This window comes from Tomitella gaofuii (assembly GCF_014126825.1).
Classification (GTDB): domain Bacteria; phylum Actinomycetota; class Actinomycetes; order Mycobacteriales; family Mycobacteriaceae; genus Tomitella; species Tomitella gaofuii.
In genome coordinates this window covers 2082658-2099011 of the sequence record NZ_CP059900.1, presented here as the reverse complement: position 1 = coordinate 2099011, position 16354 = coordinate 2082658, and the positions used below count along the sequence as shown (strand labels likewise).

The following is a 16354-nucleotide window of genomic DNA, read 5'->3' as shown; positions in this document are numbered from 1 at the left end:
CGACGAGGAGGACTCATGGCAGAAGGTTCGACCGGCCCCAGCGAGGGCGTCAAGGGCGCCGTCGAAGGGGTCAAGGGCAAAATCAAGGAAGCGGCCGGCGCACTGACCGGCCAAGACACGATGACGAGGGAGGGCCGCGCGCAACAGGATAAGGCCGAAGATCAGCGCGCCGTCGCCGAGAAGGAAGCCAAGGCCGAGAAGGCGCGCGCCGAGGCCGAAGCCGACGAGCAGCGCCAGCGGCGCAATCAGTAGCCCTGCTTGCACTGCCTCGACTCGATCGGGAAGGAGTCCTGATGACGTATGGCGAGACCGGTGTGGTGACCGGGACGAGGGACAAGGATTTCAACATCATCTGGTTCACCGAGGCGTGCCTGAGCAACAGCCTCCGCCTCGACAACTACATCAACGACGCAGAACGCGCCGGCGATCGCGAACTGGTCGACTTCTTCCGCCGTGCACAGGAAGCCAGCACCAAGGGGGCTGAAGAGGGCAAGAAGCTCCTGGCGCAGCGACTCGGCCGGTGAATGAACGTCGATGACGACTGCGGGCGGCCCCGGCACACGTCCGGGGCCGCCCGCTCTGTTGTCAACGTCTGATGATCCGGCAGAACCGGCTGTCGCTCCCGTCGGACTGGTGCTCCTGGTAGAGGAACGCCAGATCCGCTTCGTCGAACTTGTCGAACCAGTCGTCCCATCCGATGATCTCGAGTCCCTTCTGTCGGGCGCCGCCCGAAACCCCGGAGAACTCGATGCTGAGCACCCCGGCGTTGTCGCCGCCGGTGCCGTGTGCTGTCGCCGGACGTCCACCGTGGGCTTCGACCCAGCGCCGAATCTTGTCGTGGTCCGTCGTCGTCTTCGTTTCGGACGCCATCGCCATCTCTCCTCACGGTCAGTGGTGTGCCTCGCGGCCGGGCGGCACACCGTCGCTGTGTGAGTTGCCGGGCAGATGCGCGGGCAAACCCGGCGGAGGAGTGCACGTCCGGGCACGGGTGATATGCCATCGCCAGCCCGGGCGGTGTGAAGGAGCCGAATCCGGGTAGGCCCTTCAGCAATGCCAGTAGATGAACGCACCTCGCTGAGAGCGGGCTTCTTCCGCGTGCTTCGGGAGTGTCCCGGAGCAGTTCAGCAGTGGGCCGCGCTCCGCGGCAAGGAAGGCGTGCATTGGGTGCAGCGCTTACTCCAAGTGCGCGGACGCGAACGCACTGTGGCATTGCAATCGGTGAAGACCGCGATCGCTGCGATGCTCGCATGGCTGGTCGCCGATCGGCTCCTGCAGTTCAACTCCGCGTTCCTGGCTCCGTATACGGCGGTGTTCATGGTCGACGCGACCGTGTTCCGGTCGTTGCGCGAAGCATTACAGCAGATTCTCGCCGTCACGATCGGCGTACTCCTCGCAATGGCGGGTTCATCACTTTTCGGGGGGATGGTCGCCACTATAGGCGTCGTGGTGTTGGTGGGTTTCACGATCGGCAGGCACCGCGCATTCGGCGCCAGCGGGTACTGGGTCGGCGTGACCGCGCTGCTGATGGTCACCTATGGAACCGCCCAGAACCCGGGTGCGTTACTCTCCCGCGTTCTCCTCATCCTCCTCGGTGCGGGTGTGGGTCTCGCCGTGAACGCTTTGCTGTTCCCGCCCACCTATATCGCATCGGCGCGGCAGCAGACCCAGAGCGTTCTCGCGCGCCTTCGCGAGCTCCTCGAGGACATCGCCGACCACGTCCGCGAGCCCGGCGACGAGGCCGCTGACGGATCGTGGCAGTCACAACTGGACCGACTGTTCGAAGACCTGGGCGAACTGCGCCGGCAAGCGGGCGCAGCACGCGAGAGCGCCTTGCTCAACTTTCGTCCCTCGGCCAGCCGCTCGTCCGCCGTGATCGCCGATGCCCGGACCGTCTCGGCCTCCCTGTACCGCGCGCTGCCACGACTGCGCGAATTTGTCGAATCGCTTCCCGAGCACTCTGACAATGACGAACCGTTGCTCGCCGTGTCGCGCACGGACGGGATCACTGCGAACGACCGCGAGCAGCTTGCACGTGTCCTCGACGACTGCATCGGCGTGGTGGAAAGGCTGCGCGGCGACGCGTCCGCGGACGCCCACGGCCGGCCGGAAACGCCGGGCGATACGTACTGGTCCGGAGACGGTGAGGAGCTTTCGATGACGGCTCTGACCGCAATACGGCAAGCGGTGCGTGTGCGCACTGCACTCGAGAACCCCCCGGATCTCACGGTGTGAGCAGCACCTTGACGGCACCGTCCTCTTTGCGTTGGAAGATGTCGTAGGCGTGCGGCGCTTCGGCCAGCGGCATCCTATGCGTGGCGAAGTCATCGACCCCGAGCGGATCCTCATCGGTGAGCAGAGGCATGATCGCGTCGACCCAATGCTTGACGTTGGCCTGCCCCATGCGCAGCTGGATCTGCTTGTCGAACAAGGTCAGCATCGGCAACGGGTCCGCGGCACCGCCGTAAACGCCGATGAGCGAGACGGTCCCACCACGACGCACGACGTCGATCGCCAAGTGCAGTGCGGCCAGCCGATCGGTTCCGAACGTGCTCATCACCGGCCCGGCCACCGCATCCGGCAGGAAGGACAGCGCCTTCTGGCCGAACTGGGCGACAGGAGAACCGTGCGCCTCCATACCCACGGCGTCGATCACCGAGTCCGCCCCGCGCCCGTCTGTGAGGTCGCGGACGACACCGGCGACGTCGGTGTTCGCGCGCAGATCTATCGTGTCTATACCGCGCACACGGGCCCGTGCCAACCGCTCCGGAACACGATCGATCGCGATCACGCGGTAGCCGCGAAACGCGGCGATGCGCGCGCACATGTCGCCGATCGGCCCGAGGCCCAAGACCACCACACTGCCGGCAACCGGAACACCCGCGTACTCCACCGCCTGCCAGGCGGTGGGCAGCACGTCGGACAGGTACACGAACCTGTCGTCCGTCGGCCCCTCCGGAACCTTGATATGTGTGTACTGAGCCTGAGGGACACGCAGATACTCGGCCTGCCCGCCCGGGGCCTGGCCATAGAGCTTCGAGTATCCGAACAGTGCCGCGCCCATGCCCTGCTCGCGCACCTGGGTGGTCTCACACTGCGTCTGCAGGCCCTGGCCGCACATGTAGCAGTGACCACAGGAGATCTGGAACGGGATCACCACCCTGTCGCCCACCTTCAGCCCGTCCACCGCGTCGCCGACCTCGACGACCCGGCCCATCGGTTCGTGCCCCAGGATGTCCCCGGCGTCCATGAACGCCCCGAGCACCTCATACAGGTGCAAGTCCGAACCGCAGATGTTCGTGGTGCTGACCTCGATCACCGCGTCGGTGGGGTGCTGCAGCGTCGGGTCGGGGACTTCCTCCACGCGCACATTTCGCCGCCCTTGCCAGGTCACCGCCTTCATCACGCCTCCTCCGCCGTTTCGATGTCCGTCGGGGGAACGATTACCCGGCACGGCGATCGTCAACCGGAGCCGGCCGCACGCGGTTTGGCGATGATCAGCGACGGGTATGCAGCGGGGGCACCCGGCAATACGCGCGGAGGGAGCGGAGATGCCGTCGAAGGGAAACTCGCAGGCGCAGTCGCGGGGTCTCAAGGATCCCGATCTGTACGAGGACCTGCGAGGCAAGGGCCAGTCCAAGGAAAAGGCCGCCCGCATCTCGAACGCCGCCGCGAACAGCGGCCGATCCGAGGTGGGGGAGCGCGGCGGAAAGTCGCCATCGTACGACGATTGGACCGTCGACGAGCTGCAGAAGCGCGCCAAGGAACTCGGGATCGGCGGCTACTCCGGCAAACGCAAATCCGAGCTGATCGACATGCTGCGCAACCACTGACACCGCGACATTCACACGGAGAGCATGCCCATGAGCAGCGAAGACAACGCCGAGCAGCGTCGCGGTGTCGCGGTGGTGACGGGCGGCAGTGCGGGAGTCGGCAGAGCGACGGTCCGCCGCTTCGCACACGACGGCTACGATGTGGCGATCCTCGCGCGCGGCAGAGCAGGGTTGGACGGCGCCGCCGCGGATGTGCGCCGGTATGGACGCAGGGCGCTCCCGCTGCACGTCGATGTCGCGGACGAAAACGGAGTCCGCGACGCCGTCACGCGGATCGAAGGACAGCTCGGCGCGGTCGACGTGTGGGTGAATGCCGCGTTCACCGGATCACTCGCGTTCAGTTGGGATACGGGGACGGATCTGTTCCGGCGGATCACCGAGGTCACCTACTACGGGCAGGTCTATGGAACCCTCGCTGCACTGTCCGTGATGCGTCCGCGCGATGCGGGCGTCATCATCAACGTCGGCTCGGCCATGGCCTACCGGTCGATTCCCCTGCAGGCCGCGTACTGCGGTGCCAAGCACGCAGTCAAAGGCTTCAGCGAATCGGTCCGCACGGAGCTGCTTGCCACCGGCAGCGGAGTTTCCGTACGGATGGTGCAGCTCCCGGGTTTGAACACGCCCCAGTTCAACTGGAACGCATCCGCCATGCCCGGTCATCCGCAGCCGGTCGCGCCGGTTTTCCAACCCGAGTTGCCCGCCCGCGCCATCGTTTTCCTCGCCGAGCATCCACGTCGCAACGTGTGGGTGGGTCTCTCGACCGTCTACACGATCCTCGGCGAGCGGTTCGCGCCCGCAACCGTGGACCGCCATCTCGCCCGAACCGGGGTATCCGGTCAGCAGACCGATGAACAGCTTCCCCGCTGGGGCGCCAACACCGACGATCCCCGCGACGACGATGTCGATCGCGGCGCTCACGGACCGTTCGATTCGATGGCACACGCACGCGATCCGCAGCTGTGGCTGTCGATGCGTCGTCGCGTGCTCCTCGGTGCTGCAGGTGTGGCCGCGGCAGCCGGCGCCGCCGCCGTTGCGCGCCGAAGGATCCCCGGCGTGCGTTGACAAGCGATTCACCGACCGTCGGAGCACCGCACACCTACCAGCCGCCAGGGGCCAGGACTATCCGTGGAGCGTGACCGCCGCTTCGAGAAGCAGCGCATGCACGAACGACTGCGGAAGGTTGCCCCGGAGTTGATGCTGCCCCACGTCGTACTCCTCGGAGAACAGCCCGGTGGTTCCGGCGGCGGCGCGGTTGCGCTCGAACCAGCGCAGCGCGGCCTCCTCGTGGCCTTGTTGGTGTTCAGCCAGCGCCATCCAGAATCCGCACAGCAGGAACGCTCCTTCGGTGGTGCCGAGCGGGCGCTCGTCGTGGCGGAAGCGGTACACGAAGCTCTCCTGCGCAAGCTCGCCCCGCACCGAGTCCACCGTGGCCCGGCTTCTCGGATCGTGTGCAGGGACCGCGCCACGCAGAGACGCGAGCAACAGCGCCGCGTCCGCGCGACCGTCCTCGGGCGCGCGCTGCCAACGTCCCGTGGAATGCAGGCTGTCCCGCGCCGCATCCGCGACGATCACATCGGCCAATGCGCTCCATTCGGCGGCGTCGCCCTTGCTCGCGGCGGTGCCGGCCATGGCACGCAGCCCGGCGGCGCACACCAGCCTCGATTGCGTCCATCGTCGCTCGCCGAGCTCCCACACGCCGGCGTCGGGCTTCTGCCAGCACTGCGCGATGGACTCGGCAGCGATCGCGGCGGCACGGTACCGGTCCTTGTCGATGTGGCCGTGACGGGCCGCCGCCGCCAGCAGCAAGAGCGACTCACCGAACGCATCCAACTGGAACTGCGAGCGCACGTGGTTGCCGACGATCCCGTTGCCGCCGGGGTACCCGGGGAGTGCGAGGGTGCGTTCGGGGGGCACCGCCCCACCTCCGACGGTGTACGCGGGCATCAGGTTGCGCCCGTCCTCGAGCAATCGCGCGGAGATGAAGTCCGCGGCGTCGTCGAGTAGCGGGTACGCGCCCGCAGCCGCCACCGCCTGGCCCGCGTAGCACTGGTCACGCACCCACACGTAGCGGTAGTCGAAGTTGCGGCCCTTGTCCGCCCGCTCCGGAAGGCCGGTGGTGGAGGCGGCCACCATCCCGCCACTCGATGAAGTCACACCGCGCAGCACCGCATACGCCTGCCTGCTGTCACGGGGGGCCAGGGTCGATTCGAACCGCGGCACTGCAGACAACCAGGCACTCTCGGTGGCGGCCCACATCGCGTCCGCCTCGTCGGGCAGATCCGCTGACGGCGGGTCCAGCGGCGCGTCCGACAGCTCGAACACCAGGTCGTGGTGCGAGCCCGGCGGCACGGTCAACGCCATGTGCAGCTCGGTGCCGGTGCGACCCTGTGCCACCACGGCCTCCGGCGCTCCCCGGAGGCGCAGCCGGATACCGCCCGCCCCGGCATGCCAGTCTCCGGACGACGCGTGCCGGTGCGGTTCGGTCATCCGCTCCCTGTCGAACCGTGCGCCCGGCGCGAGCGTGAGATCCACATGCGAGGTGCCCTCGACCGCGATCACCCGCCGCAACACCACCGCCCGGTGCTGATCCCCGGGGAATGCCAGCGCCTCGCGGCATTCGGTGATGCCCTCGTCCGTGATCCAGCGCGCACGCCAGATCAGCCCCACGTCCTCGTAGTACCCGCCCCATACGTGCCGGCCGGACGGCTGCACCGTGTAATGGGTATCGCCGCCGATCAACGACGCGAAGACGGCATCGCTGTGCCACGAAGGAAAGCACATCCACGCGACGTCCCCGTGCGGCCCCACCAGGATCCCGCGTTCTCCGTCCGCCAGCAGCGCATAGTCGCGCAGGACGTGCGGCGGGGGAGCCGAGTGCGGGCGGTCCGTTCGGTGCATCCGATGCCCTCCTGATTCTGCTGCGGGCGGGCGGGACAGGGAGCTGCCACAACACGGCTACCCGTGCGGCGGACGATGAAACGGCCGTCCCCGGGGCGCGGGGGAGTTCATCGTGCGGCGAACCGGCGGGAGCCAGTCCTGCGCACCGCGCCGCGCTGCACCGCGGCCCGCAGCGCGGCGGCGAACCTCCCCGGCCCCCAGAAGCGCGCATTGATCCGGCGTGCGAGTTCATCTCGGGACAGGGGGCCGTGGTCTGTCAGGGCCGCCACGATGGCGGCGACCTCCTGGTCGAGCAGGTCGTCGTCGGTGGACAGCTCGGAGACGTCCAAGCCGGACATCCTGGCCTGCGACAGCAGTGTGCCGGGACCGAGACGGAGTCGTTGACTGATGCGTTGCGGACGGCCGTGTCGCTGCGCGTCGCGCTCTCCGCCGCCTGCCTCCGGTCGGCGCCTTGCCTCCGACCCTGCCACGCCCGCGTCTTCGCCTCCTTCCGCCTCTTCTTCGCCGCCGGTGTCCTGCGCGGTCAACGGGCGGGCGATATTCTCCAGTGACGCCCGTTCCGCGCGCACGCCGAGGAAGATCTCCGCGATCCCGCCGAGCGCCATCACGCCGCCGCCTATCAGAAATGCGACAGTCACCATGCTGCGCTCGCCGGTACCTATCAGGGAGCCGAACAGCAACGGACCCGTAATGCCGCCGATTGCGGTGCCGAGCGCATAGAAGAACGCGATCGCCATCGCGCGCGTCTCCATCGGGAACACTTCACTCACCGTCAGGTATGCCGCACTCGCTCCCGCCGAAGCGAGGAAGAAGGTGGCGACGACCAGGGCGAGGAATCCCCACGGGCCGACGGCGTCGGTAAGGAAGAGGACGGCCAGCGGCACCGTCATCAGTGCGGAGCCCAGATAGGTGGCCGTGATCATCTGTTTTCGGCCGATAGTGTCGAACAGCCGCCCCAGAAGCACGGGGCCAAAGAAATTGCCAACAGCGTAGATGATGATGAACACCGGAACAAAGCTGGACGTGACATCGAAGAACGTCGTGAACAGCGTGCCGAGGTTGAACGTGATGCCGTTGTAGATGAACGCCTGCCCCACGAACAGCGCGGTGCCCAGCACCGCACGGCGCGGGTAGAGCGAGAACGCGGTGTGCGCGATCGTGCGGAACGGTATCGCCTTGCGCTGACGCACGGTGATCGTCTCGTGCACCTCGTCGAGTTCCTCGCCGGTCTGCTCGATGACGTCGCTCTCGATGTCGCCGACGATCCGTTCGGCCTCGTCTTGATCGCCGTGGATGAACAGCCAGCGCGGACTCTCCGGCACATGCCGGCGCACCAGCATGATCGTCAGCCCCAGCACGGCGCCCACCGCGAATGCCAGCCGCCAACCGACATCCGCCGGCAACAGGTCCTTGTTGAGGAACACGATCGCCAGCGCCGCCCCGCCCGCGGCCCCCAGCCAGTACGTTCCGTTGATGAGCAGGTCCACCCGTCCGCGCACCCGCGCCGGGATGAGCTCGTCGATGGCGGAGTTGATGGCCGCGTACTCGCCGCCGATCCCCGATCCGGTGAAGAAGCGTGCGAGGTAGAACCACCACGGCGCGAAGGAGATCGCGGTGAGCACAGTGGCGACGATGTAGACGGCCAGGGTGATCATGAAAAGCTTCTTGCGCCCGAACCGGTCGGTGAGGTGGCCGAAGAACAACGCGCCCACGCACGCGCCCACCACGTAGATCGCCGCGGCGAGACCGATCTGGCCGGCATTCAGGTGGAGCCCACTGTCCGGTTCGGTCAGCCTCGACGCCACCGAACCGACCATCGTCACCTCGAGCCCGTCGAGGATCCACACCGTTCCCAGACCGAGCAGCACCCGATAGTGGAAGCGGGACCAGGGAAGCCGGTCGAGTCGGCCGGGCACGGCGGTTTCGATGGTTCCGGTCTGGATCGTGGAGCTCATGAGTCGCGGGTACCCGATTCAATGCCGTTAATGCTATGGCGCGGTGCGGTTGGACGGCGACCGAAAGGGGAAGACTATCGACATGATCGCTTGCCACGTTTTCGGCCACCGCTACCGATTCTCAGCGCAGGGCCGGGTCATGGCGTGGGACTGCCAGCGTTGCGGACGGCCGGGCGGGACGAAGATGTACGACTCGGAGCAGAGCGCACTGGTCTACGCCACCGCGTTCGATCGGGAGGACTCGGCCGATCTCGGCCGACGTGCGCCGCTGCTCGGGATGTTCCCACTGCGCATCGCCCACGCCATACGTCGTCGTTCTGGCGGCTGAAGGTCGGGAGCGGGAGTCGTGACCGACTCCCGCGGGGCGCACCCGAATTCACCGACGGAGCGTCACCCAGGCGGCTCGTCCGAGTGCTGCGACAACGGCTCCCGCGACGGCGACGGGTCCAGCGGTGCGAGACAGGCGGATCGCGGCCGGCGGCCGGGGCCGTTCCGGCGGCCCCGGCACCGGCGATGCGCCGGTGCCGTCGGACCGCCCGCGTGCGATCGCCATCAATTGCGCGAGGTGCAGCGGATCCCGTCCCACTCCGGCCTCGCCCACCTGTGTGCGGCAGGAGAACCCGTCGGCCACCAGGCGGGTGCCCTCGTCGGCGCCGCGCAGCGCGGGCAGCAGGGCCTGTTCGCCGCACTCCATCGAGATCCCGTACTTGCCGTCTTCGAATCCCCAAGACCCGGCGAGTCCGCAGCAGCCGCCGGAGAGCGGCTCCACTTGCGCGCCCATCTTCGCGAGCACGTGCTGTTCGGGAGTCTGGCCGCCTGTGGCGCGCTGATGGCAGTGCGTCCACAGCTGCACCGGTCCGTCCATCCGCGGCGGTTCCACATCGAACTCGGCGAAGAATTCGGGGAAGTGGTAGACGCTGCGGCGCAACCGTTCCGCGTCGTCATCATGCGGGAGGATGTTGGGCAGCTCCTCTTTGAACACCGCGACGCAGCTGGGCTCCATCCCGATGATCGGAGTGCCCGCCCGCACGTCGTCGCGGATCTCGTCGATCACGTGGTGCAGATACCGTTTCGCCGCGTCGAGGAAACCGAAATCGTACAGCGGTCGACCGCAGCACAGGTGCCCGTCGGGAATCACCACCTGATAGCCGGCCGCCTCGATGGCCTCGACACACGCCCGGCCGACGTCGGTGTGCAGGTGGTTCGTGAAGGTGTCCGGGAAGAGCAGCACGCGGGTACCGTTCGGGTTGGCCGTGCCGCCACGGCGGGAGAACCACTGCTGCAACGTCATCGGCGCGAAGGTCGGTAGATCGCGCTGCTGATCGATGCCGCCGATCCATTTGGTCAGCCGACGCAGGCCAGGCGTCTGTGTGGCGAAGTTCGCCAGTTCGGGAACCCGCACCGCCACGCGGGCCGCCTGGTCGATGAAGCCGAACGCGTAGGCGGACCGCGGCCGCCACCGCCGCATCGACTTGAAGTGGTGATAGCGGAACTCGGCCTTGTACGTGGGCATGTCCACGGAAACCGGGCAGTCGCTGGTGCATCCCTTGCACGACAGGCACAGGTCCAGAGCATCCGCCACCTCGCGCGATTGCCATCCGTCCGTGATGGTCTCGCCCCGCAGCATCTCGAACAGCAGGCGGGCGCGCCCCCGCGTCGAGTGCTTCTCCTCGCGGGTGACCTGGTAGCTCGGGCACATCGTGGAGCTCGCCTCGGGCACGCGGCATTCGCCGATACCCACGCACCGCAGGTTGGCGTGCACGAAATCCCCGTCGTCGTCCGGGTAGGCGAAGACCACATCGGGCCGCGTCGGGTTGTAGTCGGTGCCCAGCTTGAGGTTCTCGTCGAGCCGGTACGGGTCGACGACCTTGCCGGGGTTGAGCTTCCACTGCGGGTCCCAGATGGCCTTGAACTCGCGCATCGCCTGCATCAGCCGCGGGCCATACTGCTTGTCCAGCAGCTCCGCACGCTGCTGGCCATCACCGTGCTCGCCGGACATCGATCCGCCGTAGGAGGCCACCAGATCACCTGCCTCCTCCATGAAGACGCGGTAGTTGCGCAGCCCGTCGGCATGCCGCAGGTCGAAGCTGATCCGCGAGTGGATGCATCCTTCCGCGAAGTGCCCGTACATCGCGCCTCGCAGCCCGTGCTTCGCGTAAAGCTCCTGCAGGTCGCGGACGTAGTCACCGACGCGCGCGGGCGGTACTGCAGAGTCCTCCCAACCCGGCCAGTGGTCGCGGCCGTCCGGCGGGAACGCGGTGGAGCCCAGGCCGGCCTCGCGGATCGCCCAGAGTTCCTCGCTGTTGCCGCCGTCCTGCACGCTGCGCGAGAGCACCATGCGGTCAGCGTCATAGTGCTTCTCCTTCTCCATCCAGTCGATGAACCGGCGTGCTGTCCCGTAGGAATCGGCGGGGTCGTCGGCGCCGAACTGGATGAGCAGCCATGCGCCCCCTTCCATCCGGCGTGGAAGCTCGTGGAGCGCTTCGACGTTCTTGCCGACCACCTGCTGGTCGTTCACCAGCATTTCGTCGACGGCCTCCAAACCGATCGGCTTCCACTCCAGGATCTGCATGACGTGCTCGCCGGCGGCGGCGATGGTGGGATACTGCACCACCACCAAAGTGCGGTGCAGCATCGCGGGGGTGAGCTTGAGCTCGGCCTGCAGCGCCACCGCACAGGTGCTCTCGGTGCCCACCAAGGCTCGCGCCACGTTGAAACCGTTCTCCGGAAGCAGCTCGTCCAGGTTGTAGCCGGACACGCGGCGCGGCATCTCATCCACCCCCGGGTAGCCGGCGCGGATCTCATCGGCGTAGCGGTCACGCAGATCGCGGAGCTGGGCATAGATCCGGCCTTTTGCGCCGCCGGCGGCGATGATCTGCTCCAGCCGGTCCTCCTCGTTGACCCCCACCCAGAAGCGCTCGCCCTCATAGGTGACCACTTCAAGGCGCTCCGTGTTGTCGGAGGTGCGCGGACCGGGACCGTACAGGTGCGATTGCACCGAGTGGATCCCGCACGAGTTGTTGCCGATGTTCCCGCCGATCGTGCACCGCGAATGTGACGACGGGTCGGGTCCGAAGATGTAGCCGGTGTGGCCGATCGTCTTGTTGAGCTCCTCGTTGATCACGCCGGCTTCCGCGACGACGGTGCGTCGGTCGGTGTCCACGTCACCCACTCCAGTGAGGTACTTGGAGAAGTCGATGACCACCGCGACGTTGACCGTCTCGCCAGACAGGCTCGTCCCCCCGCCCCGGCACACCACCGGCGCGCGGTACGCATGACACGCGCGCATGGTCTCCACGACGTCGTCGAGCGTCTTGGGGATCACCACGCCGATGGGCACCTGCCGGTAGTTCGATCCGTCGTTGGCGTACATGGCCAGGCTGCCGTCATCGAAGCGCACCTCGCCCTCGACATGGCGTTCAAGGTGCCGTTCGAGTCCGAGGACGTTGATCTTCTCCTCGGAGCCCATCCCGGACGCGAACCGGGAATCTCCATGTGCAGGTATGGTCCGTGTTCTCTGCGCTGTGCCCACTAGTCCGACTCCGGCTTCTCCGTCTCGCCCGGCAAGTACTGTTTGGCGGACTCGGTGAACTCGTGCAGCTTCTGCTTGGCGCCCTTGGCGGCCACGCCGACCTTCTGCGGATCGTCGACCATGGCCTTCGCGGTCTTCTTCACCATCTCCTTCTTCATGTGCGGCGGCACCGGCGGGATCTCCGGGTCCACGACCACTTCGAGAACCACCGGCCCGTCCGTCGCCAGCGCGCGGTCCCACGCGGCGCCGATGTCGTCGGGGCTGTCGCAGCGGATCCCGGTGAGCCCCAGCATGCTGGCGAACTCCGCGTACGGGACGTCAGGGATGTTCTGGGAGCCTTCGAATTTCGGGTCGGCGCCCTGGGCGCGCTGCTCGAACGTCACTTGGTTGAGGTCCTGATTGTTGAACACGCAGAACACCAGAGGCCCGCCCTTGGTGAATCGGTCCAGGTAGCGCTTGATCGTGATCATCTCGGCCATGCCGTTCATCTGGAAGACCCCGTCGCCGATCATCGCGATCACGGGCCGCGTCGGATAGGCGAGCTTCGTGGCGATCGCGTACGGCGTTCCCGGCCCCATCGTCGCGAGGTTGCCGGCCAGCGAGGCCCCCATGCCCGGCCGCATCCGCAGATGCCGGGCCCACCAGTTGGCCACCGAGCCCGCATCCGCGGTGATCACGGCCTCGTCCGGCAACCGCTTGGACAGCTCGTGGGCGACCAGCTCCGGATTGAGCGGTTCGGCCTTGTCGTGGGCGCGGTCGTCGAGGACCTTCCACCACTCGTCCACCTGCGACTCGATATGCTCGCGCCAGGAGCGATCCTTTTTGCGCTTGAGCTTCGGCAGCAGCTCGTCGAGGGTGCTCACCGAATCGCCCACCAGATTGGCCTCCATGGGGTAACGCGTGCCGATCATGCGGCCGTCCGCGTTGATCTCCACCCCACGGCACTGGCCCTCCTCCGGCAGCCACTCGGTGTAGGGGAAGGCGGTGCCGACCATGAAGAGGGTGTCCGCGCCGCGCATCATGGCATCACTGGCGGTGGAGCCGAGCAGCCCGATGGGGCCGGTGACGTAGGGGAGGTCGTCCGGCAACGTGGCACGCCCCAGCGACGTCTTGGCCACGCCGGCGCCGAGCAGTTCGGCCGCCTCCACCACCTGGTCCGCGGCCTCTGCCGCGCCGTGGCCGACGAGCATGGCGACCTTGTTGCCGGAGTTGAGGATCTCGGCCGCCTTGTCCAGCTCGGAGACCGGTGGAATCATCCGCGGCCTCGTCCATCCGACACCGCTGAAGACGGCGCCGTGCATACGCGGTGGAGAAGGCACGGCCTCCGACTCGCCGACGTCCTCCGGAAGAATGATCGTGGCGACCGTGCGGTTGGTCAGCGCCACCTTGCATGCACGGTCGACGAGGTGACGTGCCTGCGCAGGCGCCATGCATGTCTGCACGAAGTCGGACGAGACGTCCTTATACAGGGTGTTGGGATCGATCTCCTGCTGGAACGCCGCACCCAGCGACATGCGCTTCTGCTGCCCCACGAGCGCCACCACGGGTTGGTGGTCGAGCTTGGCGTCGTAGAGCCCGTTGAGCAGGTGGATGGCGCCGCCGCCGGACGTGGCGAGGCAGCAGCCGATCTCTCCGGTGAACTTCGTGTGGCCGGTGGCCATGAAGGCGGCCATCTCTTCGTGACGGGTCTGGATCAGTTCCGGGTCGCCGTCGGCCTTGTTGAGCGCATCGAGCATTGCCAGGATGCCATCGCCCGGGTAGCCGAATATGCGGTGGATGCCCCACTCGCGGAGTCGTCCGATAATGAATTCCGCAGTCGTCTGCATGGCAGTCCCCATCTCCTCACGTGAGTCGGTCACCGAATACGGCGTAGCCCGGAAACCCCCGGGCGAAACACCGGCGCCGAAATGCCGGGACCTGCTCCGGGGTTGCCGGCGCCGTCCCGGCATCGGACCGACGGGCGCCGCCCCGGACAAGCCGCAACCTCCAGGGCGGTTTGGCGTGCGGAGGGCGGGGTAGCCGAGGCTCGGAGGCAGTCCATGCCCGGATCGCTGACGCAGGGGAGTGCATATGAGCGTCGTCCTCGCCGACACCGGCGCGGCACGGGTGCTGCGCGTCGGCGGATGGGTCCAGTTCAACCTTCCGCGCACCACCACGGGGATCGGCATCGGGCTGCTCACCGGGGCGATCGCGGTGCACCTGTATCTGCTGTTCGGCCAGTACTCGTGGCCGCCAGGCTGGCTCGCTTACTACGCGGTGTTGTGCGTGGGATGGGCGCTCGCCTGCTTCGGGATGTTCACCGGCAAGCGCGTGACCAGCGCACAGGCGGCGTGGGTGCTCGGCGACGTGTTCTGCGTGATCTTCCTCGTGACTTACCTGGTGGGCCGGTCCGTCGGGCTGCCAGGCTTGTCCTATGTGGACGGCTGGTGGGACTTCGCCGCCGGCACCTTCGGCATGGCGTTCACCGCCGGGTTCCTCGGCGTGCACGGTCTGATCGCCCTCGGCGTCTTCATCGCGCGGCCGCAGCTGCGGCAGTGGGAGGACTGAGCCGGCAGGACAGTACGGGCGGCACAGGCGCCGGAACCGCGCCACGGCTTCCGGAGAAGACAGTGACAGCACCGGCACGCGGCGAGGAGGCGCACCGTGACACAGCTCGACTACCCCGCGTGGCTGCGCATCGAGCATTGGCTCAACGTCCTGTTCCTGACGTTCCTCATCCGCAGCGGCATCGAGATCCTCGCCGGGTTTCCGAAGATGTATTGGCGCAACCATTCCATTCCGGGCACAGAATGGGCCCGGTTCACCCGGCGCAAGCACCCGGCCGACAAGTTGCACGACACGCTCGACGAGGAAGTCTCCTACTCTTCGCTCATCGCGCTGCCAGGCCGTAGGAATCTCGGCCTCGGCCGCCACTGGCACTTCGTGAGTGTCATCTGCTGGGTCCTGGTGGGTGCCAGCTACTGGGCGCTGCTGTTCGCCACCGGCCAGTATCACCGGTACGTGCCCTACTCGTGGGAAATCTTCCCGCACGCATGGGACGACATCGTCACCTACATGAGCTTCCGCCTACCGCCACCGCTGCCCGGCCAGCCGTTGGACGCCGTGCAGAAGCTGGCCTACTTCGGCGTGATATTCCTTCTCGCGCCGTTTCAAATCCTCACCGGCGCCGCGCAATCACCTGCCGTCGAAGCCCGCTTCCCGTGGTACGTCAAGATGTGGGGCGGCAGGCAGGCGGCGCGCTCGCTGCACCTGCTGGGGCTGGCCGCGTTCGTCGCGTTCATCGCGGTGCATCTGCTGATGGTGTCACTGTGGGGGTGGGACCAGCTGAACGCACTGATGATCTTCGGGGACGTGCGCAACACCTCCTGGGCGATCGGCGCCTCGATGGGGATCATCGCGGGGATCCTGGTACTGCACTGGGCAGCAACCGTGTGGAGCCTGAAGAGCCCGCGATCGGTGCAGAAGGTGCTCGGCTGGGTCATCCGGCACGCGCGGCTGGGGCTGCTGCGGCCGATGCGCTCGCGGCAGGATTACTCGGCGCGCGAGATTTCCCCTGAGCACCGGGTCAACGGCAAACCACCCAATAGCCGTGAGTACCAAGTGATGGCGGTGCACGGGTTCGTCGACTGGAAGGTCCACGTGGGCGGGCTGGTGGAGAATCCGATGACGCTCGGAATGGCAGACATCCGAGCGATGGCCGAAACGCAGGATCAGCGGACGCTGCACAACTGCATCCAGGGCTGGTCCGGCATCGCGGAATGGAGCGGTCTTCCACTGCGTGATCTGGTGGCAGCCGTCCGCCCCCTGCCAGAGGCCAAGTACATCTGCTTCCTGACAGCTCAGGACTCCGGCCGCGACGAGCCGAGCGCAGAGGGCGAGGGCCAGTTCTACGAGGTCCTCGACCTCGAGCTCGCGACGGACCCGCAGACGCTGCTGGCCTACGGGATGAACGGCGGCCCGCTTCCGATCAAGCACGGCGCGCCGCTGCGCGTGCGGGTGGAGACCCAGGTGGGCTTCAAGATGGCCAAATGGGTCGAGCACATCGAGTTCGTCTCCGCATACGACCGGATCGGGAAGGGGATGGGCGGCTGGCGTGAGGACAACGTCTTCTTCGACAAGGACGTCGAGATATGAACGTA

At 67.2% G+C, this 16354-nt stretch carries 13 protein-coding genes and 1 pseudogene; 8 read left to right on the top strand and 6 right to left on the bottom strand.

Going from position 1 to position 16354, the window contains the following annotated elements; translation table 11 throughout:
* The first annotated feature begins 15 nt into the window (after positions 1–15).
* Both mbp1 and H4F70_RS09810 read left to right on the top strand, forming a co-directional pair.
* On the top strand, positions 16–252 hold the full coding sequence (mbp1, locus tag H4F70_RS09815) for a microaggregate-binding protein 1 (RefSeq protein ID WP_182347439.1): 237 nt from the start codon (positions 16–18) through the stop codon (positions 250–252).
* 41 nt (positions 253–293) lie between these two features.
* Complete coding sequence (locus H4F70_RS09810) at positions 294–524, top strand: hypothetical protein (RefSeq protein WP_182359989.1); 231 nt, start codon at positions 294–296, stop codon at positions 522–524.
* 61 nt (positions 525–585) lie between these two features.
* On the opposite strand, the gene H4F70_RS09805 is transcribed toward H4F70_RS09810, so the two are convergent.
* On the bottom strand, positions 586–870 hold the full coding sequence (locus tag H4F70_RS09805; RefSeq protein WP_182359988.1) for a hypothetical protein: 285 nt from the start codon (positions 868–870) through the stop codon (positions 586–588).
* Positions 871–1218: 348 nt separating this feature from the next.
* Here H4F70_RS09805 and H4F70_RS09800 point away from each other — a divergent pair, with 348 nt between their 5' ends.
* Positions 1219–2232: an FUSC family protein gene (locus H4F70_RS09800; protein ID WP_182359987.1), complete on the top strand. Its 1014-nt coding sequence runs from the start codon at positions 1219–1221 to the stop codon at positions 2230–2232.
* Here H4F70_RS09800 and H4F70_RS09795 read toward each other — a convergent pair.
* Positions 2222–3400, bottom strand: a complete 1179-nt coding sequence (locus H4F70_RS09795) for an alcohol dehydrogenase catalytic domain-containing protein (RefSeq protein ID WP_182359986.1) — start codon at positions 3398–3400, stop codon at positions 2222–2224. The two genes, H4F70_RS09800 and H4F70_RS09795, sit on opposite strands and share 11 nt — an antisense overlap.
* Before the next feature lie 148 nt (positions 3401–3548).
* On the opposite strand from H4F70_RS09795, the gene H4F70_RS09790 reads away from it, so the two are divergent.
* Together H4F70_RS09790 and H4F70_RS09785 are read left to right on the top strand one after the other, a co-directional pair.
* Entirely contained in the window at positions 3549–3830 is a 282-nt protein-coding gene (locus H4F70_RS09790) for a DUF7218 family protein (protein ID WP_182347434.1), read from the top strand.
* A 30-nt stretch (positions 3831–3860) separates the two neighbouring features.
* The gene (locus H4F70_RS09785) at positions 3861–4892 is read left to right on the top strand and encodes an SDR family oxidoreductase (RefSeq protein WP_182359985.1); all 1032 of its coding nucleotides are present in this window, start codon (positions 3861–3863) and stop codon (positions 4890–4892) included.
* Positions 4893–4949: 57 nt separating this feature from the next.
* Here the strand turns inward: H4F70_RS09785 and H4F70_RS09780 are convergent, their stop codons facing one another.
* Positions 4950–6728, bottom strand: coding sequence for a glycoside hydrolase family 15 protein (locus H4F70_RS09780; RefSeq protein ID WP_182359984.1), 1779 nt, complete (start codon positions 6726–6728; stop codon positions 4950–4952).
* A 464-nt stretch (positions 6729–7192) separates the two neighbouring features.
* Positions 7193–8683: pseudogene (locus H4F70_RS09775) on the bottom strand (MFS transporter); the annotation flags it as partial.
* Between the two features lie 82 nt (positions 8684–8765).
* Between H4F70_RS09775 and H4F70_RS09770 the strand changes: the two are divergent.
* On the top strand, positions 8766–9011 hold the full coding sequence (locus tag H4F70_RS09770) for a hypothetical protein (RefSeq protein WP_182359982.1): 246 nt from the start codon (positions 8766–8768) through the stop codon (positions 9009–9011).
* Between the two features lie 48 nt (positions 9012–9059).
* Here the strand turns inward: H4F70_RS09770 and H4F70_RS09765 are convergent, their stop codons facing one another.
* Positions 9060–12152, bottom strand: a complete 3093-nt coding sequence (locus H4F70_RS09765; RefSeq protein WP_182359981.1) for an FAD-binding and (Fe-S)-binding domain-containing protein — start codon at positions 12150–12152, stop codon at positions 9060–9062.
* Positions 12153–12214: 62 nt separating this feature from the next.
* Positions 12215–14041, bottom strand: a complete 1827-nt coding sequence (locus H4F70_RS09760) for a thiamine pyrophosphate-requiring protein (protein WP_182360310.1) — start codon at positions 14039–14041, stop codon at positions 12215–12217.
* A 244-nt stretch (positions 14042–14285) separates the two neighbouring features.
* On the opposite strand from H4F70_RS09760, the gene H4F70_RS09755 reads away from it, so the two are divergent.
* Both H4F70_RS09755 and H4F70_RS09750 read left to right on the top strand, forming a co-directional pair.
* A complete protein-coding gene (locus H4F70_RS09755; protein ID WP_182359980.1) occupies positions 14286–14762 on the top strand; it encodes an oxidoreductase in 477 nt (158 codons plus the stop codon).
* A 96-nt stretch (positions 14763–14858) separates the two neighbouring features.
* On the top strand, positions 14859–16349 hold the full coding sequence (locus tag H4F70_RS09750) for a molybdopterin-dependent oxidoreductase (RefSeq protein WP_182359979.1): 1491 nt from the start codon (positions 14859–14861) through the stop codon (positions 16347–16349).
* Positions 16350–16354 lie beyond the last annotated feature (5 nt).

Bases quoted from the DNA above. Each gene is read 5' to 3' on its own strand.
- mbp1 (WP_182347439.1), top strand. From the start codon at position 16: ATGGCAGAAGGTTCGACCGGCCCCAGCGAGGGCGTCAAGGGCGCCGTC.
- H4F70_RS09810 (WP_182359989.1), top strand. From the start codon at position 294: ATGACGTATGGCGAGACCGGTGTGGTGACCGGGACGAGGGACAAGGAT.
- H4F70_RS09805 (WP_182359988.1), bottom strand. From the start codon at position 870: ATGGCGTCCGAAACGAAGACGACGACGGACCACGACAAGATTCGGCGC.
- H4F70_RS09795 (WP_182359986.1), bottom strand. From the start codon at position 3,400: ATGAAGGCGGTGACCTGGCAAGGGCGGCGAAATGTGCGCGTGGAGGAA.
- H4F70_RS09790 (WP_182347434.1), top strand. From the start codon at position 3,549: ATGCCGTCGAAGGGAAACTCGCAGGCGCAGTCGCGGGGTCTCAAGGAT.
- H4F70_RS09785 (WP_182359985.1), top strand. From the start codon at position 3,861: ATGAGCAGCGAAGACAACGCCGAGCAGCGTCGCGGTGTCGCGGTGGTG.
- H4F70_RS09780 (WP_182359984.1), bottom strand. From the start codon at position 6,728: ATGCACCGAACGGACCGCCCGCACTCGGCTCCCCCGCCGCACGTCCTG.
- H4F70_RS09770 (WP_182359982.1), top strand. From the start codon at position 8,766: ATGATCGCTTGCCACGTTTTCGGCCACCGCTACCGATTCTCAGCGCAG.
- H4F70_RS09765 (WP_182359981.1), bottom strand. From the start codon at position 12,152: ATGGGCTCCGAGGAGAAGATCAACGTCCTCGGACTCGAACGGCACCTT.
- H4F70_RS09760 (WP_182360310.1), bottom strand. From the start codon at position 14,041: ATGCAGACGACTGCGGAATTCATTATCGGACGACTCCGCGAGTGGGGC.
- H4F70_RS09755 (WP_182359980.1), top strand. From the start codon at position 14,286: ATGAGCGTCGTCCTCGCCGACACCGGCGCGGCACGGGTGCTGCGCGTC.